Source organism: Gordonia sp. 11cp (genome assembly GCF_057767225.1).
On record NZ_CM173437.1, the window covers coordinates 1,681,285 to 1,702,171 of the forward strand.

Annotated in this window: 24 protein-coding genes and 2 pseudogenes; 16 read left to right on the forward strand and 10 right to left on the reverse strand. The window is 65.7% G+C overall.

Annotation, left to right across the window (positions count from 1 at the left end; all coding sequences use genetic code 11):
• Positions 1-150 precede the first annotated feature (150 nt).
• The 4 genes from AC3B6C_RS07365 to AC3B6C_RS07380 form a co-directional block, all read right to left on the reverse strand.
• A complete protein-coding gene (locus AC3B6C_RS07365) occupies positions 151-345 on the reverse strand; it encodes a hypothetical protein (protein ID WP_248644218.1) in 195 nt (64 codons plus the stop codon).
• A 98-nt stretch (positions 346-443) separates the two neighbouring features.
• Positions 444-1,745 carry a DUF1254 domain-containing protein gene (locus tag AC3B6C_RS07370; RefSeq protein WP_248644219.1) on the reverse strand — a complete coding sequence of 434 codons (1,302 nt, stop codon included), beginning with the start codon at positions 1,743-1,745 and terminating at the stop codon, positions 444-446.
• Positions 1,746-1,795: 50 nt separating this feature from the next.
• Positions 1,796-2,176, reverse strand: a complete 381-nt coding sequence (locus AC3B6C_RS07375) for an SHOCT domain-containing protein (protein ID WP_248644220.1) — start codon at positions 2,174-2,176, stop codon at positions 1,796-1,798.
• Between the two features lie 142 nt (positions 2,177-2,318).
• Complete coding sequence (locus AC3B6C_RS07380; protein WP_248644221.1) at positions 2,319-2,522, reverse strand: hypothetical protein; 204 nt, start codon at positions 2,520-2,522, stop codon at positions 2,319-2,321.
• Positions 2,523-2,544: 22 nt separating this feature from the next.
• Between AC3B6C_RS07380 and AC3B6C_RS07385 the strand changes: the two genes are divergently transcribed.
• Positions 2,545-5,382: a winged helix-turn-helix domain-containing protein gene (locus AC3B6C_RS07385; protein ID WP_248644222.1), complete on the forward strand. Its 2,838-nt coding sequence runs from the start codon at positions 2,545-2,547 to the stop codon at positions 5,380-5,382.
• On the opposite strand, the gene AC3B6C_RS07390 is transcribed toward AC3B6C_RS07385, so the two are convergent.
• On the reverse strand, positions 5,313-5,834 hold the full coding sequence (locus AC3B6C_RS07390) for a DUF6325 family protein (RefSeq protein WP_248644223.1): 522 nt from the start codon (positions 5,832-5,834) through the stop codon (positions 5,313-5,315). The genes AC3B6C_RS07385 and AC3B6C_RS07390 overlap by 70 nt on opposite strands.
• Positions 5,835-6,134: 300 nt before the next feature.
• On the opposite strand from AC3B6C_RS07390, the gene AC3B6C_RS07395 reads away from it, so the two are divergent.
• Positions 6,135-6,653 carry an XRE family transcriptional regulator gene (locus tag AC3B6C_RS07395; protein ID WP_248644224.1) on the forward strand — a complete coding sequence of 173 codons (519 nt, stop codon included), beginning with the start codon at positions 6,135-6,137 and terminating at the stop codon, positions 6,651-6,653.
• 112 nt (positions 6,654-6,765) lie between these two features.
• The gene (locus AC3B6C_RS07400; protein WP_488375568.1) at positions 6,766-7,200 is read left to right on the forward strand and encodes a DUF309 domain-containing protein; all 435 of its coding nucleotides are present in this window, start codon (positions 6,766-6,768) and stop codon (positions 7,198-7,200) included.
• Positions 7,201-7,206: 6 nt separating this feature from the next.
• Here the strand turns inward: AC3B6C_RS07400 and AC3B6C_RS07405 are convergent, their stop codons facing one another.
• Together AC3B6C_RS07405 and AC3B6C_RS07410 are read right to left on the reverse strand one after the other, a co-directional pair.
• Positions 7,207-7,755 carry a dihydrofolate reductase family protein gene (locus AC3B6C_RS07405; protein WP_452191866.1) on the reverse strand — a complete coding sequence of 183 codons (549 nt, stop codon included), beginning with the start codon at positions 7,753-7,755 and terminating at the stop codon, positions 7,207-7,209.
• 72 nt (positions 7,756-7,827) lie between these two features.
• Positions 7,828-8,385 (reverse strand): TetR/AcrR family transcriptional regulator, encoded by a 558-nt coding sequence (locus AC3B6C_RS07410; RefSeq protein WP_488375569.1) that lies wholly within the window; start codon positions 8,383-8,385, stop codon positions 7,828-7,830.
• A 37-nt stretch (positions 8,386-8,422) separates the two neighbouring features.
• On the opposite strand from AC3B6C_RS07410, the gene AC3B6C_RS07415 reads away from it, so the two are divergent.
• Positions 8,423-9,115 carry a lysophospholipid acyltransferase family protein gene (locus AC3B6C_RS07415; protein WP_248644226.1) on the forward strand — a complete coding sequence of 231 codons (693 nt, stop codon included), beginning with the start codon at positions 8,423-8,425 and terminating at the stop codon, positions 9,113-9,115.
• Positions 9,116-9,137: 22 nt separating this feature from the next.
• Here the strand turns inward: AC3B6C_RS07415 and AC3B6C_RS07420 are convergent, their stop codons facing one another.
• From AC3B6C_RS07420 to wrbA, 3 genes are all read right to left on the reverse strand, one after another.
• A complete protein-coding gene (locus AC3B6C_RS07420) occupies positions 9,138-9,566 on the reverse strand; it encodes a nitroreductase family deazaflavin-dependent oxidoreductase (protein WP_004020870.1) in 429 nt (142 codons plus the stop codon).
• A 68-nt stretch (positions 9,567-9,634) separates the two neighbouring features.
• Positions 9,635-10,129 carry an FBP domain-containing protein gene (locus AC3B6C_RS07425; protein WP_248644228.1) on the reverse strand — a complete coding sequence of 165 codons (495 nt, stop codon included), beginning with the start codon at positions 10,127-10,129 and terminating at the stop codon, positions 9,635-9,637.
• Positions 10,130-10,343: 214 nt separating this feature from the next.
• Positions 10,344-10,943, reverse strand: a complete 600-nt coding sequence (gene wrbA, locus AC3B6C_RS07430) for an NAD(P)H:quinone oxidoreductase (RefSeq protein ID WP_064572107.1) — start codon at positions 10,941-10,943, stop codon at positions 10,344-10,346.
• A 135-nt stretch (positions 10,944-11,078) separates the two neighbouring features.
• On the opposite strand from wrbA, the gene AC3B6C_RS07435 reads away from it, so the two are divergent.
• The 12 genes and pseudogenes from AC3B6C_RS07435 to AC3B6C_RS07490 all read left to right on the forward strand — a co-directional run bounded on the left by AC3B6C_RS07435 (position 11,079) and on the right by AC3B6C_RS07490 (position 20,883).
• On the forward strand, positions 11,079-11,831 hold the full coding sequence (locus AC3B6C_RS07435; protein WP_488375571.1) for a DUF72 domain-containing protein: 753 nt from the start codon (positions 11,079-11,081) through the stop codon (positions 11,829-11,831).
• Positions 11,832-11,939: 108 nt separating this feature from the next.
• The gene (locus AC3B6C_RS07440) at positions 11,940-12,173 is read left to right on the forward strand and encodes a DUF2510 domain-containing protein (protein WP_488375572.1); all 234 of its coding nucleotides are present in this window, start codon (positions 11,940-11,942) and stop codon (positions 12,171-12,173) included.
• A gap of 79 nt (positions 12,174-12,252) precedes the next feature.
• Positions 12,253-12,747: an RrF2 family transcriptional regulator gene (locus AC3B6C_RS07445; protein ID WP_064572106.1), complete on the forward strand. Its 495-nt coding sequence runs from the start codon at positions 12,253-12,255 to the stop codon at positions 12,745-12,747.
• An 81-nt stretch (positions 12,748-12,828) separates the two neighbouring features.
• Positions 12,829-14,010, forward strand: a complete 1,182-nt coding sequence (locus AC3B6C_RS07450; RefSeq protein ID WP_488375573.1) for an FAD-binding oxidoreductase — start codon at positions 12,829-12,831, stop codon at positions 14,008-14,010.
• Positions 14,007-14,441: a hypothetical protein gene (locus AC3B6C_RS07455; RefSeq protein WP_488375574.1), complete on the forward strand. Its 435-nt coding sequence runs from the start codon at positions 14,007-14,009 to the stop codon at positions 14,439-14,441. The genes AC3B6C_RS07450 and AC3B6C_RS07455 overlap by 4 nt, the downstream gene beginning before the upstream one ends.
• Positions 14,442-14,637: 196 nt before the next feature.
• A complete protein-coding gene (locus AC3B6C_RS07460; protein ID WP_488375575.1) occupies positions 14,638-15,747 on the forward strand; it encodes a DUF222 domain-containing protein in 1,110 nt (369 codons plus the stop codon).
• Positions 15,748-16,292: 545 nt separating this feature from the next.
• Positions 16,293-17,054 (forward strand): annotated as a pseudogene (locus AC3B6C_RS07465) (reverse transcriptase domain-containing protein); the annotation flags it as partial.
• 49 nt (positions 17,055-17,103) lie between these two features.
• Positions 17,104-18,404, forward strand: a protein-coding gene (locus AC3B6C_RS07470; protein WP_488375576.1) for an IS3 family transposase whose coding sequence is annotated in 2 segments (ribosomal slippage) — positions 17,104-17,377 and positions 17,377-18,404 — 1,302 coding nt in all. Because the reading frame shifts where the segments join, the coding sequence is not laid out codon by codon here.
• Positions 18,401-19,090: a group II intron maturase-specific domain-containing protein gene (locus tag AC3B6C_RS07475; RefSeq protein WP_488375577.1), complete on the forward strand. Its 690-nt coding sequence runs from the start codon at positions 18,401-18,403 to the stop codon at positions 19,088-19,090. The genes AC3B6C_RS07470 and AC3B6C_RS07475 overlap by 4 nt, the downstream gene beginning before the upstream one ends.
• A 105-nt stretch (positions 19,091-19,195) precedes the next feature.
• Positions 19,196-19,405, forward strand: a pseudogene (locus tag AC3B6C_RS07480) (HNH endonuclease); the annotation flags it as partial.
• 116 nt (positions 19,406-19,521) lie between these two features.
• Positions 19,522-20,010, forward strand: a complete 489-nt coding sequence (locus AC3B6C_RS07485; protein WP_488375578.1) for a hypothetical protein — start codon at positions 19,522-19,524, stop codon at positions 20,008-20,010.
• 147 nt (positions 20,011-20,157) lie between these two features.
• Positions 20,158-20,883 carry a FadR/GntR family transcriptional regulator gene (locus AC3B6C_RS07490; RefSeq protein WP_239404009.1) on the forward strand — a complete coding sequence of 242 codons (726 nt, stop codon included), beginning with the start codon at positions 20,158-20,160 and terminating at the stop codon, positions 20,881-20,883.
• Positions 20,884-20,887: the final 4 nt, after the last annotated feature.

Here is a 20,887-nt window from a genome sequence, read left to right on the forward strand (position 1 = left end):
ACGGTGTTACACGGTGTGCGATACAGATAGATCGCCGAACCGCTGCTTCTAGCAGCGAGCCAGACGAACGGGGTATCTGTCGCTTCGATCGAAGGGGCTCACCGACTTGAAGAGTGCCAGCTGGAGGTGGGCACGATACTTGCTCCCGCTCTAGCTCTCCTCGAGCACAGGTTCTGGTGACTCTCCAAACATGCGGCGCCAGAGCGCTCCGACTTCGTCGGCGAACTGGATGTCGGCGCGGACCTCGACGTCGCCGTCGACCACGTACAGCACACCTGACGACTGGCCTGCCGGGATGACGCGCGGGAACTGGTCGAGCATTTGCTGCTGAACGTGTTGGATCACCTGAACTCTGACCACCACAAGCGGACTATTCCGTACACAAAAAGATCAGGTCGCCTGCGACCTGATCTTTTTGCGTTGGGCCGGCCTACCGGCCGGCGTCAGACCCGCTGCACGGCCGGGGGATTCCAGGCTCCGGTGAGAGCGGCTTGTTGCGGGGCGTACAACCGCAGCGTCACGCCCAGCGGTCCACGCGGAGTGGGCAACCAGTTGTCGACCAGCTCGGGACCCGGGTTCGTGTGCTGGAGGTGGAGATCCAGGGAACCGTCGTCGTTGAACCGCAGGTCGTCGCGGTCGCCGATCGCGTACCGATCGATCTCGTTGCCGACCTGGTAGCCCTCGGCGTCGTACATGGTGACCGACCAGAACGCGTCGACGGGCGGCAGCTCACCGGCCGCGAAATGTAGGCGGTAGTCGTTCTCGCCGGACAGCGGTTCGCCGTCGGAATCGGTCAGCAGCAGCGGGTAGATCGCGTCCTCGGGCGGATTCGCCCCGAGTCCCGCGAGAGTGACCTGTGCGCGGGCGAGATAATCGATGCCGTACACCCCGATCGATTTCGTGACGATCTCCCAGCCGTTGGCGACCCGGCCGAGCCGCAGGACATCGGTGATGGCCGCGAGAGCCGACTTCGCGCCCCGTTCGATTTCGGCGATGTCGTCGGACCCGAAGCGCGTCGCGTCGAAGTTGCGTCCGGGGACGAGACCGAGCCCTGCGATCCGCATCAGTACGGAGTTGTCGGTGACGTGTGGCGGGACGACCTTCAGCACCTCGGCGGCCCGACTGAAGAACTCGACTGCCGACATCGCATTCACGATGCGCAGTGGTTCCGCGGACGGATCGACCGGTTCATCGGATGTGGTGACCGGTGATCCGAGCGCCGTCACCGACAGGCCCTGCTGGAAGGCGTTGACCGATGGATAGTCGGAAGGCCCGTTCGTCTGGGTTCGGCCGATGACCCAGACGAACGGCGTCGGCGCCGTGATGACCACGGCGTCCTCGATGCCCGAGGTGTCGTGTTCGCGCAGGGCCACGACGTATCGTTGCGCGTCGGTTCCGCTGGTCCGCTTACCCGGTGAGGCGAACACGTCGGTCCACATGTCCAGCATCGGCAGCATGTAGTAGCGGCCGTCGCTGTCGGGCACGTCGATGAGGACCGGACCGCCGGTCAGGTCCAGCCAGGCCGACGAATACAACGTGTCGAAGTTGGGCCGGACCACCGCGCGGAAGTCGGCCGGGGGGAACTCGGACAGATGGTGGAACTGGTTGGCAGGCCCGAAGCCCGGCCGGTCGGCCGCCTCGGGCGAGGTCTGCTGGCGACGACTGACGTCCATCGTCACCAAGGAATAGAGGTACGTGTACGCGTCCGCACTGAGGGTTGCGAGGTCGTCGGACAACCGTGTCATGAGTGGCTCCTTGGCTGGTTGACATCCGGTGGGCAGCGATCGGACTCGCCTCAGGCGAGCGCCTTCGCCTTGAGGGCCGAGAACTCGTTGTCGTCGATGGCACCCGAATCCAGGAGCGCCTTCGCGTCGGCGATCTGCTCCGCTGAAGACTTCGGGCCGACGGACCGGATGTAGTCGTCGGTCTGCTGCCGCAGCTCCTTCTGCGCCTCCAGAGCGCGGCCATGCATACCGTTGCCGCGAGCGATGAGATACACCAGCGCCGACAGGAACGGCACGACGATGAGCACGATGATCCAGATCGCCTTCCACCACCCGGACAACTCACGGTCGCGGAACAGGTCGGTGATGATGTTGAACAGGATCATCAAGTAGGCGACGAACGCGAAGATCACGAGCGTGTACCAGATGAAATCCCAAAACGAGTCCCACATTTGTCTCTCCTTCGGGTGAGGCTATTCGCAGCGGAACGACGGTTCTCGACCGGCCGATGGCAGGTCGTCTGAGAATCAGGATGTCGGGGTCGGCGGTTGATCGGATCACCCGGCTCGTATGAGTTGCGATGGCGGGCAACGTCTACTCCGCGGGCCGATCGAGCTGCTGCCCGTCACCGTCCGTCGCCGGCTCTCGCGAATCGAAACCGTTGTGCGACAGCGCTGTTGTCGCCCGGCGGCGGATGGAATCGACGATCAACTCCCCGGAACCCGGCGACGGAGGCATCCGTACGACGGGATGACCGATGACGGCGGGACGGTCGGACCGGCCGGTGCGAAGTGGCACGAGATCCTCCGGTGTCTGGCGGGTGGGGATCTCGAATGGTCGTCCGTCGGCGTCATTTCGTCGTCATCCGAACAGGACTATTTTCCGGCGCGGACGCGCGGCGCCGCGATTATTATTTCCGCCAGACCTTCGCGACATGGGTCGTGGGGACGGCGATGGGGGCTGCGTGGTGGACGACGCGAGCCGACACCTGCCACCGACCCTCCGGCTGCGCACCTCCCGACCGACGCTTCCGCCGGGTTTCGTCCCACGGCCGCGGATCGACCGGCAACTGCATCCGCGAGGCCGTCGTCACGTCACCGTGGTCACGGCAGGCCCCGGATACGGCAAGACCCTCGCGGTGGCAGCCCATCTCGCCGACCGCGGCGATCGACACAACGCTGCTTGGCTGTCCGTCAGTGACGTGGCCGGGCTGCCGACGTTCTGGGGCGACTTCCTCGGCGCGTTGTCGGCGGCGCGGATATCAGGTGAGTCCCTGGCGGAGATGGCGCCCGGCAACGACTTCTCGCTGTCCGACGTCGACCACATCGCCGATGCTCTCGCAACGTACTCCACACCGTTGACCGTTGTTCTCGACGAGGTGCAACGCATCACCGATCCCGTTGTGCTGGAATCGATCGCGCGCTTCATCGCGTCGCAACCCGACCAGGTCCACCTGGTCGTCATCTCGCGCACGACCCCCCGCCTGCATCTGCGGAGACTCCAGCTCGACGATCGGCTCACGGAGATCGGCGCTGACGACCTCACCATGACGAGAGGCGAGGTCGGCCAGTTCGCCGAGCGTGCCGGCGCGGAACCCATGTCCGACGACGACGTGGTGGGGTTCTGGCTGCGCACGGAAGGCTGGCCTGCGGGTGTCCGACTCGCGCTGCTGAGTGCGGGGACAGCGGGACTGCGCGCGTGGCTGGATCGCGGCCACGACGAGCTGATCGCGTCGTACCTGCTCGAGGAAGTGCTCGAACAGATCCCGCCGACCGACCGCAAGTTCTTGCTCGCGAGCAGTGTCGCCGAGGCACTCGACCCTGCGCTCGCAGAAGCGATCACGCTTCGCCCCGACTGCCGCCGGATCCTTGCGTCGCTGGCCGACGCCAACCTGTTCACCGTTCGGCTCGAGGGCCGACCGGACTGGTACGCCTACCACCCGCTGTTCCGGGAGCTGCTGGCCGAACGTCTGACCGCCGAGAACCCGGACGCGCCGGCCGAACTACATCGTCGCGCGGCGACGTGGTTCGTCCGCGCCGGCGACCCGATCTCGGCAATCCGACATCTGGCGGCGGCATCGGACTGGGAGGCGTTACTCGAGGTGCTGGGCGGTGGTGCGGTTCCGCTCGTGCTCTCACCGCAGTCGGGTGAGCTCGCCGCCGCGTTGGCGCCGGCGGTCGATGAGGCTGCGCGTCGGCCGACGGCGGAGACGCTGCTCGCGGGCGTGATCGTCGCATTCCACGACCGTGACTTCGGCGTCATGTTCCATCGTGCGGACGCAGCCGAGGCCGCACTGTCACGTCGGGCGGGCGGGAGTTCCGCGACCGCCGAGATCATCCTCGCCCTTGCCGCGATGGTGCGTGCACGGGTCGAGGCGGTCGGCCACGTGGTGAGTCGCTGCGATGCCGTGTTCGCGTTGGCGACCGCGCCGTCGAATGTCGGGTTGCCCGCGGCTCCGGCCTACGCACTGATGGCTCGGGCCAATCGCGCCATGGGCCTGGTCCACCGGGGCGATGTCGACGACGCGGTGGCCGAGCTCGAGAGCGTGCACGCGGCCGCGGAGGCGCGCGGAATGGGCTTGATGGCCGTTGCCGCGCAGGCGCACCTGGCGTTGACCGATCTCATCGTCGGCGATCTCGCACGGACGGCCGAGCGGGTCGCGACAGTCGAATCGATTGCCCGACGACGAGGTTGGCTGAAAAAGCCGCAGATGATGGCGATGTATGCGGCGCAGGCCCTGCTGCTGCTCGAGCGTCACGACCTCACCGCGGCCGAGTCGGCGATCGACACGGCTCGCCTGACCGTCGGTGAGGCATCCGACACTGCGGCTCTGCTACTGGTCGAGATCGCGGCGGTGGGCGTCGCGGTGACCCGCCGGGACACCTTCGGGGCCCGGGCGGCGGAAGGCCGCATGAGGGTGGTCGCCGCACGATGTGGTCCGCTGCCGGCACTTCTGGGCAGCTGGTGTGCGGTGGTGTCGGCGGAGGTGTCCATTCTCGCGGGTGATGCGGCGTCGATCGTCGGGATGTCGGTCGTGGCAACGGGATTCCCGCCCGCAGACGCGGTCGGTGCCTACCCCGAAGCGCTCGGCCGGATCGTCCGGGCCAGGGCGTTCGTCGAACTCGGCCGGCCGGCCGACGCGATCTCCCAGCTGGGGCAACTGACCGAGTACGCCCCGTTTCGGTTGCAGGCGGTGGACGCGGGGGTGCTGTGGGCAGTGGCCGCGCACCAATTGCGCCGAGACTCGGTGGCGCTCGATCACATCGCCGCCGCGGTTTCCCTGGCTGCCGAGGTCGGACAGGTCCGCCCGTTCGCGGTGGCAGGTGAACCGGCACGTGCGTTGCTGGCGTGGCATGTGCGGATCGCGGGGCCGCGGGTCGATCTCGGGTTCGTCCTCGATCTGCTGGGGATCCTCGGCGACGATGCACCGCAGACCGGTGATCTCGACGTCCTGGAGTCGGTCGAGGATCCGCTGACCGAGCGCGAGCTGGTCGTTCTCCGCTACCTTCCGACGATGTACAAGGCGGCAGAGATCGCGGCGGACCTGTTCGTGTCGGTCAACACGATCAAAACCCACCAGCAGGCGATCTATCGCAAACTGGGAGTGTCGTCGCGACGTGACGCGGTCGATCGAGCTCGCGAACGAAATCTGCTGTGAGACAGCGCGAACGAATCCAGTTCACGGCTGCTCCGAGTGTCCCCGCAGCGAGGCGACGATAGCCCGGGCGGGTATCCGACCCACCGCGGTGAGTTGCGCACCGGCCGAGTCACTGCCGAGAAGAACGGCTCCGTGCAGGTGTACTCCCAGACGATCGCGAGGCCGGAGAGGCCCGGTGCGATCGTGGTGGCGAGGTTCTCGACGTCCTCCAGGGACAGCAACTCGACCAGCGAGCCGGCGAGCGAACCGAGTCCGTCCCGAGTCATGTCCTCGAACTCTGCGACGCTCACCGTGCCGTCCGCCCCGCGAGTGATGAGCAGCAGATCGAGTACGCGAACGAGGTGGTTGTCCACCAAGCCGGTGAGCTCGGCGCACACGTCGCCGTAGACGGACGATGCACCGGTGGGGAGTTCCACCACGACGTAGTCGACCGGACCGAGTTCTGTGGTCACCGGTGCCCCTTTCGCGCGTTGTGGGGAGAGTGTGCCCGGCCGGTCGGCAGGTGTCGTCATGCTGAATGGATGAGTGACGCCCCGCGCGGGCGACGAAGACTCTTGGAAAGACGAATTGACTAAAGGCGATGCAGGTGTGGCGCGCATTAAACGAAAGTGTGCTGCCGATCAGCAGCGTGCAGTCCGCGCAGATCAGTTGACGGGGTCCGAACAGTGCCTCGTTGCGTAGGGTTCGCCCCGTCGAAGAAGTCGCTGCGTCAGACGAATATGGTCGTAGGTTCGGGTCGGGAGGAAGGAACCATGCTGCGCATGTTGGAGACTGACGGCACCGGTTTGTCGAAGGAAGTCATCGAGGCACTCAAGCTCAGAGGTCACAATCAGTCGCAGATCGCGGAGATGTTTGGAGTTACTCGACAAGCCGTATCTTGGCACCTGAAGACGTATGGAGGGACGAGGTCGACACGTCAGGTCTTGAACGACCACTGGCCGTGGGAGACCTCTAGCGAACATTGCGGCGCCATTCCGTATCGAAGACTGCGTGATCACGCCGAGTGCGTAGTGACTGGTGGTCGTGAAATGAGCATGGACAAGCTCAAGCGATTACAGGCTTGGTGGCGCAAGATGCAAGACGAGGACCTCGTCGTCGAGTTCGATCCGGGTTTAGAACCGGTCCAGAGGGTGAGCACGTCCGGCGGGTTTGCCTACCGCCAACGTGCAAGTGTCGACGGTGAGTTGTTGATCAGGGTCAACGGATTCACGCGTTTGACCGACGAAGGGAAGACGCTCTGGGCGCGGCCTGACGCCGGGGAAACGAAATAATTGCTGAACATGGCCGTCTCCCGGTCGGGGGTTAGGACTAACGTAGCGCGGGTCATCTCTTGTACATACGCGGCGCAACAGCCAGATTGGCCGTGACGAACCGGAGGTGCCCATGGACAAGCCCCGCGATCGCGACCCCGACGGTCGCGCGCGTCAGGCCCGGCCACGTGACGAGCTGGGACGGCCGCTGCCCTATGGCGAGCGCGGCGTCGAGCCCGTGTCCGAGGAGCCGTTGCCGCCCGACGAGACGATTGCGCTGGCATGGCGGTTGCTCGAGGAGGGTCGTCCGTTCTCCGCGCACGAGGTGTTCGAGACCCGCTGGAAGTCGTGTCCGCCGGCGGAGCGTCCGCTGTGGCAGGGACTGGCCCAGCTCTGCGTCGGACTGACCCACCATCGTCGTGGCAACGCCGTCGGCGCGCGACGCCTCTACGACCGCGCGGCTGCGCGATTGACGGAGTACGAGCAGTCGCACGGACCGACGTACGGGATGGACCTCGCCGCGATCCGCGCCCGTGCTCTCGAGGAGATCGACTCCGATCCGACCTGAACCGCGTCACACCGTCCGATAGCGCAGCAGCGAGACGCCCAGCTCGAAGGCCTTGGTGTCGACGAGCCGCAGGGTCGGGATCTCCAGACCGGCCGGGAACAGGCGCCGCCCCGATCCCTGGACGGTCGGGTAGACGAACAGCCGGTACTCGTCGACGAGACCGGCGCCGATCAGGGTGTGGCACAGGCTGATGCTGCCGGTCACGACGATGTCCTTGCCATCGGCGTTCTTCAGCGCGGTGACCTCATCCACGACATCGCCGGACAGCACCGTCGAGTTCTGCCAGTCCGGGTCGGTCATCGTGCTCGACACCACGTATTTGTCGACGGTGTTCAGGTAGTCGGTGATCCCGGTGGCGTCCTCGGTCTGGTGCGGCCAGAAGCTGCGGAAGTCCTCGAAGGTCTGCCTTCCGACGAGCAGACCGTCGGCCTCGGCGTCCTGTCGGTGCGACTCGGCCATGAGGTCCGGCGCCTCGACGGTCGGGTCGAACCAGTCGGTCACCATCTCGATCGAGCCGTCGAGCGTCATGTTCTGGGTGATCGCCAGCGTTCGCATGCTTCTCCTGAAGAGTCGTCGCAATGTTCTCCCAGATACCGACCGGCGGGGCGGGCGATAGTCATCGGGGGATCAGCGCGACGGCCGCAGACAGTTCTCGACGATCCGGTCGACGAGTTCGTCGTCGCCGATCCCGGGCGCGGCCAGTGCCAACGATCCCGTCGAGGACAACATCGCGATCCCGTGTACGCCGACCCACAGCTCGGCTGCGCGCAGCTCGGAAGCGTCGACGGTGCCGCTGTTCTCGATCAGCGAGACCAGCCAGGCGAACAGTGGCCGTGAGGTGGTGCGAAGGTCGGCCCCGCCGCCCTCGAGCAGGTCGTGCCGAAAGATCAGGGCGAACATCGCAGGTCGACGACGGGCAAACGCGACGTACGCGAATGCGACGTGCCGGATGTTCTGGGGTACCTCGCCCGCCGCACGCATCAGTTCCGACGACAGGTCCTCCAGGCCTTCGCGGGCGATGGCCGCCAGAAGCGCGCGGTGCGTCGGGAACCATCTGCGGGGAGCGCCGTGTGAGACGCCCGCGCGGCGTGCGATCTCGCGTAGTCCCACATCTGGTGAGCCGGTCTCCTCGAGCAATTCGACGCCGGCACGAACCAACGCGATCCTGGTCTTCGCTGACTCCACGTAGACAGTGTCACCCATGCTCGGGTAGACACTGTCTATGCGCGAGAGAACCAGGCTGTCGTACGCCCTGTGTCGGTACGTTCTCATCGGTCCGGCACTCGTCCTGTGGGGGAGACCCCGGATAGCGGGCCGCGAGCATCTGCCCACCACCGGGCCGGTCATCGTGGCTGCGAATCATCTGTCCGTGCTCGATTCCTTCTACCTGGCTCTGGCCGCGCGTCGACCGGTGACGTTCCTCGCCAAGCGCGAGTACTTCGAGCGGCCTGGTCCCGTCGGTCGCCTGCAACGCTGGTTCTTTCTCACCCTGGGGCAGATCCCGGTCGATCGTCGTGGCGGCACGGAAGCGTCGTCGGCGCTCCGACGAGCGGTGGAGATCCTGGATGACGGGGGAGCCTGGGGAATCCACCCCGAGGGCACCCGATCCCCGGACGGGCGGATGTATCGCGGACGGACCGGGGCCGTGCGGGTGGCGCTGATCACGGGTGCGCCGCTCGTACCCGTTGCGATCTCCGGGACCGGGCGAGCGGATGGCCGGTTGCCAGGCAGACGCAGGGTCACGATCGACATCCTCCCGCCGATCGACCTCGGATGCGGAGACGTCGCCGAGGGCCGAATCCGCGTCCTCACAGACGAACTGATGGCGACGATCTGCGAGCGGTCCGGACAGAACTACATCGACGAGTACGCCAGGCGGTGGACCAGCGGCGAAGGGCGGCCCGGCGCTGCGTAAATCATCGAAAGGGCGGGACCCCTTACCGCGGTGTCAGCTCGACGATGGCCAGCGGACGCGTCGTCTTCTTCTGGTAACCCGCGTAGCGACCGCGGTTCACCTCGTCGACGAGGACGAAGCGTCGGGCGTAGTCCGGGTCGTCGGGGTAGGTCGCCCGCGCGGTGACCTGGATCCGGCGCCGACCCACCTGGACCTCGACATTCGGATGGGCCTTGAGGTTGGCGAGCCACCCCGGCGGTCGCGGCGACCCGCCGTTCGACGCGACCACCAGGTAGGCCTCGCCGTCGCGGGCATAGGTCAGTGCGTTGCACCTCGCCTCACCCGTGCGGCGCCCGATCGTCCGCAGCAGCAGCGTGGGATTGCCCATGAGCAGGCGGTGGCCGACGAGACCGCCCGAATGCTCGTACAGCCACTGGTGGGTCTGAAGTGCTCGGATGAACAGCGAGGTCATTGGTCCACTATCGCCGAACCGCGATCGGCGAACCGGCTGAAACACCGGTTCGCCGGTCGACGCTCCGCTCAGCTGTCCCCGCTCGCCACGCGCTGTGCGAATCCCGCGAGGTGGGTGCGCAGCGCGGCAATGCGTTGCTGCCGCACGGTTTCGGGGTCGTCGGTGCCGAAGATGGCCGACGGCTTGGCGCGGACGTTCGTCGAACATTCGAAGTTCGAGCAGATCAATGTCCCGACGGTGTTGCCCTTGCGGCCTGCGGCGCCGGCGAACTTCGCGCTGAAGAAGGCGACCTCATTGGGCAGCTGGACATCTTCGCAGAACGAGCACAGCGGACGGTTGCGCGGCTGGCGGCCGCCGAGTCGCAGCATGATCCCGACGACGTCGTCGTCGGTCGGGATGACCACGTATCCGACCATCGGGAGCTTCGGATCCCGCCAACCGGCGAAATCCAGCTTCTCCCAGTAGAACTCGTCGAAGTCGGGTGGGAGGGTCATGCTCTTGCGTTCGCGTAGCGAGGCGTTGACGAACGACGAGCGAATCTGGGCTTCGGTCAAGGAATGCATGGCTGTGTACACCTCAGGTGTCGGAGGATGGAGGAGGGCACGATTCGACCGGCGCGGTCCACAACAAGGGACGCGCGCCGGTCGGGGCGGGGTGCTCAACCGTCGGCGCGCACGACGCCGACGACCTCCTCACGCCCGAAGGGCGACACTCGGACAGACACGAGGACCGATGGTGGACCTCCTGGTGACCGCTGTCAACCCGTTTCGCGGTGACTCAGCCGGCGAGGAGTTTCGCGATGCGCACCACGCGTTGTGCCATGTGTGCCAGGGCCGCCTTCGTCGCGTCGTCGAGGTCGTTCTTGTTCTCCGGACCCGTGACGTGGGAGACGCCGTACGGGTTGCCGTCGGCGAACTTCAGCCCGTCGGTGTAACCGGGCGGGACGAGGATGCCGCCGAAATGCATCAGCGACGTGTAGAGCCCGGTGAGCGTGGTCTCCTGGCCGCCGTGCGCGGTCTGGCTCGAGGTGAAGGCGGCGTAGGCCTTGTCGGCCAACTTGCCCTCCGCCCAGAGTCCGCCGAGCGAGTCGATGAACGACTGGAACGGCGAGGCCGTGCTACCGAACCGCGTCGGGCTGCCGAAGATCACCCCGTCGGCCCAGACGATGTCGTCACCGCTTGCCGCGGGCAGGTCCTTGGTGGCCTCGTAGTTGGCCGACCACGCCGGATTCTCGGCGAACGTCTCCGGATCCCGCGTCTCGGCGATGTGTCGGACACGAACCTCGGCTCCGGCGGACTCGCCGGCGTCTGACAACGTCTGCGCCATCGCGGTGCCGTGCCCGGTGGCCGAGTAATAGATGATCGCCAGCTTGGTCAATGTGTCGCTCCCGTCTCGGTGATTGGCATATGCCGCCGACGGGTACCCGGAGCACGTGAATCCACACCCACGCGCATGCCGACTACTCGTCGTGGACGGGATTCGTAGCCCCGTCCCCAACGGATAGGCACGACGGTGCTGTTCATCGGCACCTCCGGGTGGCAGTACCGCGACTGGCGGGGTGCGTTCTACCCCCAGCAGCTTCCGCAGCGTCTGTGGTTGGACTACTACGCCCAGCGGTTTCCGACCGCAGAGGTCAACAACACCTTCTATCGGCTGCCGGAGAGGAAGGCGTTCGAGAACTGGGCCGAGACCGTTCCCGCCGACTTCCGGATGGCGGCGAAGATGAGTCGCTACCTGACCCACATCAAGCGCCTCCAGGAGCCGACCGAACCGGTCCAGCGCTTCCTCGACCGGTCGGCGGGACTCGACGGTCGGCTGGGGCCGGTGCTCCTCCAGTTGCCTCCCAACCTCCGCGCCGCGCCCGACGCCCTCGACGAGACGCTCGCGCTGTTCCCGAAGACGATTCAGGTCGCGGTCGAGCCCCGGCACGACTCGTGGTGGACCGACGAGACCCGGTCGGTCCTCGAACGGCACAACGCGGCATTGTGCTGGGCCGACCGGAAGAACCGCATCCTCAATCCACTCTGGCGCACAGCCGATTTCGGATACTTGCGACTTCACGACGGCACGTCGCGACGACCGATGAGCTACGGGACCCGTGCGATCGACAGCTGGCTGCGCCGCCTCTCGGAGTTCTACGACGACTCGTGCGATGTGTACATCTACTTCAACAATGACCCGGGTTGTGCCGCAATCGACAACGCGTTCACCATGATTCGCCGTGCGCAGCGGCTGGGGCTCGCCGTCAAGACCGTCGAGGGTTGATTCGGTCGGTCGGCCGTGCGGCACGGGCGGGTCCATCGTTCGACGTAATCGGAGCACAGTTGCCGCCGACGACGTGGCAGCCCACCCGGCGCTCGGTACGGTGCGAGCATGTCGATCCTGCTGATGCTCGTCGTCCTGCTCGCGCTGCTGGCCGTCCTCGGTGCCGGGGTCGCAGGCATCGTCGTACTGGTGTCCCGGAGGTCGGCGGGTTCGGTTGTGGACGGCTCACGGAATGTCGTGGCCGGCTGGTACCCGGACCCGCAGGACCCGGTCGCGGATCGGTACCACGACGGTCAGACCTGGACCACTCACACCCGGCCCCGCATCGCCGACGGCGGATAGGCAGCCCGTACGCGTCGGGTGACCGGCATCACCGATATTAATTGGTATTTTCCGTACCAATTTATGGTCTACTTGCACCATGCAATTGACCCGCTTCACCGACATCGGCCTCCGAGTCGTGATGCGGTTGGCGGTCGCAGATCAAGGTGGCTCGGTTGCAACAGCTCTCACCACCAAGGACCTCGCCCGGGAACTCGCGGTCCCGTACACGCATGTCGCCAAGGTCGTCGGGAGGCTGTCGGAGATGGGCGTCGTCCATGCTCGACGCGGTCGAACAGGTGGGCTGACGATCACCGAACTCGGCCGCGATGCCCGCGTCGGCTGGCTCGCACGTTCGCTCGAAGGCGATGGCGAGGTCGTGGAATGCGAGGGCGCCCAACCCTGTCCGCTGCGGAATGCGTGTCGGCTCCGGGGCTCGCTGGCCCGCGCGGTGACGGCCTTCTACGAAAGCCTGGACACCGAGACGGTCGCCGACCTCGCCCGCGAGCCGACGAGCGCGGTGTTGTTGTCGCTGACGCCGCGTCCGGCCGGCCATGAATCGTCCGCAATGACAGTTCGACGCCCGGGCTCCTAGAGCGCTCCGGGTCGGCCGGTACGCCGAAAACCCCAGATTTACTGCACACCAACCGATGAGCAGATGAACAAAGGAGTTCTCATGCTGTCTGACACCCAGCGCGCGACGATCGCCGCCACGCTTCCCGCTGTCGAGGGGTCGCTCGCGGAGATCACCCCGCTCTTCTACCGCGGACTCTTCGCCGCGCACCCGGACCTGCTCGACAACCTCTTCAACCGCACGCACCAGAAGTCGGGTGAGCAACCGCAGGCGCTCGCCGGGTCGATCGCCGCGTTCGCGCGGCTTCAGCTCGAACCCGACGTTCGGCGCCAGCGTTTCATCCTGGACCGCATCGCTCACAAACACGCCTCTCTCGGTGTCACCGCTGAGCAGTATGTCGTTGTGCACGAGCATCTTTTCGCGGCGATCGTCGAAGTGCTCGGTGCCGCGGTCACGCCCGAGGTAGCCGACGCCTGGGACCAGCTCTACTGGGACATGGCAGACCTGCTCATCGCTTCCGAGGCGCAGCTCTATGCCGACGCAGCCGTCGATCCCGGGCACGTCTGGCGCGAAGTCCGGGTCACCGAGCGCGTGCAGGTCTCGCCCGACACGATCGCGCTGACGGTGGCAGCGGTCGACGGACAGCTGCCCGGATTCCGTCCCGGACAGTACATCTCGGTGCAAGTGCCGCTTCTCGACGGTGCTCGACAGATCCGTCAGTACAGTCTGACCGGTTCCCCCGCCGAGTCGCGGTGGCGGTTCAGCGTCAAACTCGCCGGCGAGGTGTCGGCGCATCTGCACGAGCAGGTCTTCGAGGGGGATCTACTCGACGTCAGCACGCCCTTCGGTGACCTGGTCCTGCCCGACGACGAGGCGCCGCTTCTGCTCGCCTCGGCGGGTATCGGCTGCACACCCGTCATCGGCTTGCTCACCGCATTGTCGGAGCAGCGCGACACCCGGCCGGTGACCGTGCTCCATGCCGACCGTTCGCGAGACCGGCAACCGCACCGCGGAATGCTGGCCGCCCTTGTCGATTCACTGCCGTCTGGCCGATTGATCCAGTGGTATGAGAGCACGTCACCCCACGTGGTGTCGGACGCGATCCGGGTCGGGCAGATGACACTCGACGACGTCGACGTCGATCGGGACTCGCACGTCATGCTGTGCGGGCCCACCGGATTTCTCTCGTCGATGCGCGAGGCATTCATCGGTCGCGAGGTCGACGAGAGCCGGATCCACTACGAGACGTTCGGACCGGAGCTGTTGCGGACCGGCGCACGATGAGCGCTGCCGGCGCGGTCGTCACCGCGCTGACGTTCCTGTGGCTCGGCATGGTGATCGCCATCTCGTTCATCGAGGCACCGCTCAAGTTCCGCGCACCGGGGGTGACCCTGCCCATCGGGCTCGGCATCGGTCGGTTGGTGTTCCGCGCGCTCAATACCGCCGAGATCATCTGGGCGGTGGGCATTCTCGTGGCCGTTGTGCTCGGTGAGTGGGGTGGTCTCGCGGAACCGATCGCGGCCGGCGTGGCAATTGCCGCCCTCATCGTTCAGCTGGTGACGGTGCGGCCCGCACTGACCAAGCGGTCCGACGCGGTGCTCGCCGGGCATGAGGGACCCCGCAGTCACGCCCACTTCGTATACGTCGGATTCGAGGTGGTCAAGGTCGTCGCACTCGTCTGGCTCGGCGCTGCGGTGCTGATCGGCGCGACCTGATCGGTGGCCGCGTGCTGGTGATCGGCAGTCTCCCGGCCGGCTCGTGGCTGTGACTGGTCGGGTTTGTGTTCACTGCAGTTCACTACGGTTCACCGCTGGGGCATGAGTGGCATCGTTTGCAGCACAGTGGAACTCGCCTATCTCGGGGTTGTGGATAAACCTCGTCGTCGAACGCTTTGGCGAGTACCTTGGTGTCATGCCCTCGATCACCGAGCTCCGCGACACCCTCATTTCGCTGCCATTACCACCCGACGACGGCACCGGTCGCGCGGTGCTCGAGCGTCTCGACGAACTACGGGTGCTGCGCAACGTGCTCGATCATCAGATCGCTGTCCACATAGCTCTTCTGGAGGCCTCGGGTGCGGCGGCACGCGCAGGATCGACGACACGGTCGTGGCTGATCGAGATGGGGATGCCGCCGGCGGTCGCCCACCGTGGTGTGCGGATCGCCGGTGGCCTTGCGTCGTTGCCGAAGGTCGCCGACTGCGCCGCCGACGGTTATTTGTCCGCTGAGTGTGTTGACGCGGTGGTCCGCGGGATCGTCCTCATCGACAAACGGTCAGCCGCTGGGCTGTCCGACGACGACCGCCAGGTGTTCGAGACCGAGTTGCTCACCCAGGCGTTCTCCGGTGCCACACCCGCCGAGATCGACACCCACGCCCGCTCGATCGCCATGCGTGTCGCCGACGAGAACCCGGACGCGGTTCCGGCCGCCGATGACGCATCACTGAACACCGTCCACACTCGGGTGACCGAGGAGGGCCGAGTCGCCATCACCGGGGATGTGACGGCGGTGATCGGGGAGAAGTTCTTGTCGATGATCGACGAACGATCCGGCCCGCGTCCCGAACCCGACGGCGCCGAGGATCGTCGCAGTCTCGGAGAACGCCGCGCCGACGGCCTGGAACTCCTTCTGGATCAGGCGGCAATCGGTGCCGCGATGACCACCGCCGGAGCACCCCGCACCCAAGTGTTGGTCACCATCCCCGCTGACGACGCAGATCCGGCACGATTGCCGTGGGTCGGGGCAGTCACGGCATCGACAGCGCGCCGGTTGTCGTGTGACGGCGGAGTCGCCGAGATCGTCCTCGACAGCGAAGGGGTGCCGTTGCGGATGGGGACGACGAAACGACTGTTCCCGCATCACTTGCGCCAAGCGATCATCGTCCGCGATATGTGTTGTGTGAAATGCGGTGCGCCAGCAGCACATACCCAAGTTCACCATCTGGTCCACGTGCGCCCTGAGGCGCGTTGTTACCGATCGGGGGTGAGAGACCCCCGATCTCGGGTCGTCACAGCGGCCTGAGGAAGCTGGGAGGCAGCTCGGATCTCGTGGGGAGTGTGTGAGGTTCGGGTGGCAAGCGGCCTCCGACAAAGTTGGGTCGTGTCAGTACTGCCAGATGGCGCGGGCCTGGTGAGCAAGACGAGAAGGTGTACGTGAGGAACCAGTGTCAGAGGCCTCGTTAGGTGGAACCGACTGCAATCTGGTGGATTGGTCGGGCGATGGTGCGCGCGGAGGGAAGTGTTACCAGACGCGTCCGCCGAACACCGTGGCCTGCGGTGTCCGGTAGCCGGTGGAGAAGTGCTGTGGGGTATCTGCCGGGGCCATCGGGGTAAAGCTGGGCACCTCCCTCGTCGATCGGGAACATCGTGAACAGGGGAACCCATCGGGTGTTCCCGCCGGGTAAGGCCGCGGCCAGCGGCAACCGGGCGGGTAGATGCACTGCCCATCAACGGCATCGGGTGGGGGCGGAGCGGTCGTAGTACTCCGAGGACGGGAGAGCCGGCCACATGGGGAAGGGCCGCAGTAGGACAGGCAACGATTGGACTGTAATGACAGAAGATGCACCGATGAATATCGGTGCCGCGCTCGATAAGTCGTTCACGGCACGTCAGCGGGTACTGGGGATGCAGACAAAGTTGCATCGTTGGGCGGCGGCCGATCGTGGTCGTCGGTTTGAGGATCTGTACAACCTTGTGGCCGATCCGTGTTTCCTCGTCGAGGCGTGGACACGAGTTCGGGGTAACCAGGGAGCAAAGACATCCGGGATCGATCGTCGTACCGCGGCCTCGATCGAGGCATCCGCACAGGGTGTGACCGGGTTTCTGGAAGACGTCCGCGCGCAACTCAAAGCACGGACTTTTCGCCCGGTCCCGGTACGACAGGTGATGATTCCCAAGGCCAATGGCAAGAAACGAGGATTGGGAATCCCGACCGTCACCGACCGGGTCGTGCAGGCCTCCCTGAAACTGGTGTTGGAACCGATCTTCGAGGCCGATTTCTCGTCCTCAAGTTACGGATTCCGACCCGGCAGGCGAGCACAGGACGCGATCGAGGACATTCGGTTTCATGCGGCCCGAGGTTATGACTGGGTGTTTGAAGCCGATATCGCCTCGTGTTTCGACGAGATCGACCATCCCGCGCTGCTGGCGCGGGTACGGGCCCGAATCGCCGATAAACGGGTTCTGGCACTGATCAAGGCCTTCCTCAAAGCAGGAATCCTCGATGAGGACAAAGCCTTCCGGGACACACACACTGGCACCCCGCAGGGCGGTATTCTTTCTCCCCTGCTGGCCAACATCGCCCTCTCGGTCCTCGATGACCACATTGAATCACCCCTGGTTTGATGCCGCTTCCTTCTGAGTCAGGAAGGATGAGCACATGCCTAAGAAGATCGATCCGGAGGTCCGTTCGAGGGCCTTGCGTTTGCTGGAGGCGCACGGCGGCGAGTACACGTCGTTGACTGCCGCGGCAGAGGCGATCGCCAAGCAGGGCGGTGTCGGTGGGGAGACGGTACGTCGGTGGGCCGTGCAGGCCCAGGTCGATGCCGGCGCCCGGTCGGGGACCACGTCGAAGGAGTCCGCTGAGATCAAGCGACTCAAGGCGGAGAACAAGCAGTTGCGAGAGGACGTTGCCATTTTGAAAGCGGCGACGACTTTCTTCGCGGGGGAACTCGACCCCCGCAATCGATGATTGTGGCGTTCATAGATCAGATGCGCGCCAACGGTTTTGCGGTCGAGTCGATCTGTCGGGTCTTGCGTGAGCAGGGCTGCATGATTGCCGCACGAACCTATCGGGCGTGGCGAACACGCACGCCTGCCGCTCGGACCGTCTCCGATGCTCACGTCGTCGATGCGGTGCGCACCGTGGTCTGGCGGACCGGTGACGACGGCCGGCGGAAGATGACTCCGGAGGGCCTCTACGGGCGGGTGAAGATGCGCGCCCATCTGCATCGGACAACACTGCCCGGGGTGTCCTATGGCGCCGTTGATCGAGCGATGAAAGTGCTAGGCCACAACGGGATTCGAAGGTCCAAGGGAGTCCGTACGACCGTGCGGTCCGCTGATGGTGTACGCGCGGAGGATCTGGTGAATCGACAGTTCAGTGCCGTCGAGCCGAACCGGGTGTGGGTGACCGATTTCACCTACTGCCGGACGTGGGCGGGGTGGGTGTACGTGGTGTTCATCATCGACGTGTTCTCACGTCGGATCGTGGCGTGGCACGCCTCGACGTCGAAGACGGTGGAGCTGGTGACGGTCCCGCTTCGGATGGCGCTGTGGCAGCGGAAACGAGAGGGGCATCCGGTGAAAGCTGCTGAGCTGATACATCATTCGGATGCTGGAAGTCAGTACACATCGGTTACACTGACTGAGCGGCTGCGGCTCGAAGACATCGCCGCGTCGATCGGGTCGGTCGGGGACGCCTACGACAACGCTCTGGCCGAGTCGGTGAACGGGCTGTACAAGACCGAGTGCATCCGGACCACGATCTTCCACTCCGGCCCGTACCGGACGATCTCCGACGTCGAGTTCGCGACCGCTGGTTGGGTCGACTGGTACAACAACAGCAGGCTGCACTCGAGTATCGGCCAGATTCCCCCGACCGAGTTCGAAACGCTCCACTACTCTGGCCTCGGCCCCGAGGACCAGCCCACACTGGAGGCGGCACAAAACCTAGGGTGATTCACATCGATGACTGGTGGGCGGCCCACAACAACAGCAGCGCACGCGCTGCGCACCGCAACCGCGGCGGAGCGACGTATCGGCTCGTCCGATACGCCGATGACTTCGTGGTTCTGGTGCACGGATCGCGTGCTCATGCTGAACAGTTGTGGGACACCGTGGCAGCGATCTTGGCGCCGATGGGGTTGCGTTTCGCCCTAGAGAAGACCAGGATCGTCTCCACCACACAAGGGTTCGACTTTCTCGGATTCCGCATCCAGCGGCACACCCAGAAAGGCGGCACCCGGTCATACATCTACAGCTATCCGTCACAGAAGTCAGTCGCTTCGATCCGACGCAAGCTCAAGGGTATGACCCGACAGATCACCCACCAAGCCCCGGACCAGTTGTTCCTGCGACTGGGCAGGACGGCACGGGGCTGGGCACTGTATTTCCGGCACAGCTCGGCCAGCGCAACCTTCAGCGCCCTCGGGCACTACCTGTGGTGGCGCGTGTGGAACTGGATCAAGAACAAACACCCCCACACCAGTCGACGGGCCCTGTTCGCCAGATACAACCCACACCGGTGGCCGGAATACAACGGAGTCAGGCTCTATCACCCGGCAACGATGACCATCCAGCGTTATCGCTATCGCGGCACCAAGATCCCGACCCCCTGGGACACCTCACACGCCATCCCAGCGTGACCTATGGAGAGCCGGATGCGGTGAAAGCCGCACGTCCGGTTCGGCGGTGCGGCCCCGGGAAATAGCCTGCGAGCAATCGCAGACACTACGCCCGGGGCCGACACCAACTGGGCTGACGGTGGCCCAACCGATCTCGACAACGGGTGCCTGCTGTGCCAACGCTGTCATACCCAGGTCCACCACCACGGCTGGCAGGTGGTGATGGGGCCCGACCGGCACCCGTGGCTGATCCCACCCGTCGACATCGACCCCAAACGCCTACCCCGTCCCGCCTACAACCGGCGCACCATGCGCCTCGACGACGCCCTCGTCTAACCATCCCGCGCACCAGACCCTCCGGCGTCGATCCCGATGCCACACGACCTTTGACAACTCCACAGCGTGAAGCCAATCCCGCCCGCCGGTCTCGTAGCGAACCATGTTGCATAGCAATGCAGTTCGCCACCGCGTACCGGCGGGTCGGGTGGGTCGGCGCGCCGCGCCCTCCGCAAGCTCCGGGCGCTACGCAGGGAGCATCGGGTCAGCAGGTCTCTCGGGCTCAGGCGCGGAGGTGTCGCGATTCTTTCGGATCAGGGAGCGGGAAGTGGCTGGCGTCGCTCGCACCGCAGGATTGTCGTACCCACGGCATAGCGTGTGCGCGACTGATACCGGACGAGGGGACTTCGATGCCGAGCAGGATCGCCGCACTGGGAAACCACGACGCCGCCACACTCACCGGCTATCTCGAGGTGTGTGACGACCAGTGGGAGCACTGGCAGAGCATGGTCAACACTGCTCGACTGGCGGGCGCCGATCCGCGGACCATCCGGCTCTACGACGCCGAGGCCGCGTACTGGAGCCGCTTCGCGGAGATGCTCCGCGTCGCGATCGCGGAGGTCGAGGCGTCGAATCGGCGAGCCGGGCGCCGACGGACCGCGTGACACCCCCTGCGCGCACATGTCTGGAGGTCCGTGCGGGGCGTCGACCGGCCACTTGTCGGACGTATCCCCAAAACCGTTGCCGCAGTGTCGTGTCCGGGTCGTCGATCTGGTAAGTTGAGTCACACCCCTCCACGATCGGAAGATGTTGTGACGGAAGCGAATAAGTCCGGCCGGCGCCCGGCGTACCAGGTCGTGGCCGACGCGCTTCGGGTTCGCATCCTGGCCGGCGAGCTGACCCCGGGCACCAGACTGCCACCCGACACCGAGTTGCGCGCCGAGTTCGGCGTGGGGCAGAGCACCGTACGTGAGGCCATCCGGTCGCTCGCCAGCGAGAACCTGGTGCACACCACGCGTGGCGTGACGGGTGGGACGTTTGTTGCGACCCCCGACATCAGCCAGCTCAGCGCCCACCTCGAAGCCGGGGTCACCCTGCTGGCGGCGGCCGAGGGTGTGACCGTCGATCAGCTCATGGAGGTCAGGCAGCTCACCGAGGTCCCCGCGGCGGGCGTGGCCGCGTACCGCCACACCGACGTGCATCTGGAAGAGTTGCGCGCCACCATCTTCGATCCTCTGGGCGAGATCGGTCCCGAGGTGTACGCGAACAACCAGGAATTCCATCGCGTGCTGCTCCGCGCCGCCGACAACCCACTCCTCGACCTCATCACCGTGCCGGTCTTCCGGGTGATCGGCAGCCGGTTCAGCCGGGACACCGCACCCGAGGACTTCTGGAAGTGCGTCGACGAAGACCACCGGGCCATCCTCGAGGCGGTCGAGGCGCGGGACTCGATGACCGCGATGACGCTCATGCGCCGCCACCTCGACCACCTCGGGGACGTCTACAAGCAGATGGACCTGCTCCGACGCCAGAGCTGACGCG

Excerpts from the sequence above, each read along its gene's own strand:
- AC3B6C_RS07460 (WP_488375575.1), top strand. The coding sequence starts at position 14,638 with ATGCCCTCGATCACCGAGCTCCGCGACACCCTCATTTCGCTGCCATTA.
- AC3B6C_RS07400 (WP_488375568.1), top strand. The coding sequence starts at position 6,766 with ATGGACAAGCCCCGCGATCGCGACCCCGACGGTCGCGCGCGTCAGGCC.
- AC3B6C_RS07445 (WP_064572106.1), top strand. The coding sequence starts at position 12,253 with ATGCAATTGACCCGCTTCACCGACATCGGCCTCCGAGTCGTGATGCGG.
- AC3B6C_RS07415 (WP_248644226.1), top strand. The coding sequence starts at position 8,423 with ATGCGCGAGAGAACCAGGCTGTCGTACGCCCTGTGTCGGTACGTTCTC.
- AC3B6C_RS07440 (WP_488375572.1), top strand. The coding sequence starts at position 11,940 with ATGTCGATCCTGCTGATGCTCGTCGTCCTGCTCGCGCTGCTGGCCGTC.
- AC3B6C_RS07455 (WP_488375574.1), top strand. The coding sequence starts at position 14,007 with ATGAGCGCTGCCGGCGCGGTCGTCACCGCGCTGACGTTCCTGTGGCTC.
- AC3B6C_RS07370 (WP_248644219.1), bottom strand. The coding sequence starts at position 1,745 with ATGACACGGTTGTCCGACGACCTCGCAACCCTCAGTGCGGACGCGTAC.
- AC3B6C_RS07485 (WP_488375578.1), top strand. The coding sequence starts at position 19,522 with ATGCAGTTCGCCACCGCGTACCGGCGGGTCGGGTGGGTCGGCGCGCCG.
- AC3B6C_RS07395 (WP_248644224.1), top strand. The coding sequence starts at position 6,135 with ATGCTGCGCATGTTGGAGACTGACGGCACCGGTTTGTCGAAGGAAGTC.
- AC3B6C_RS07420 (WP_004020870.1), bottom strand. The coding sequence starts at position 9,566 with ATGACCTCGCTGTTCATCCGAGCACTTCAGACCCACCAGTGGCTGTAC.
- AC3B6C_RS07425 (WP_248644228.1), bottom strand. The coding sequence starts at position 10,129 with ATGCATTCCTTGACCGAAGCCCAGATTCGCTCGTCGTTCGTCAACGCC.
- AC3B6C_RS07405 (WP_452191866.1), bottom strand. The coding sequence starts at position 7,755 with ATGCGAACGCTGGCGATCACCCAGAACATGACGCTCGACGGCTCGATC.
- AC3B6C_RS07375 (WP_248644220.1), bottom strand. The coding sequence starts at position 2,176 with ATGTGGGACTCGTTTTGGGATTTCATCTGGTACACGCTCGTGATCTTC.
- AC3B6C_RS07450 (WP_488375573.1), top strand. The coding sequence starts at position 12,829 with ATGCTGTCTGACACCCAGCGCGCGACGATCGCCGCCACGCTTCCCGCT.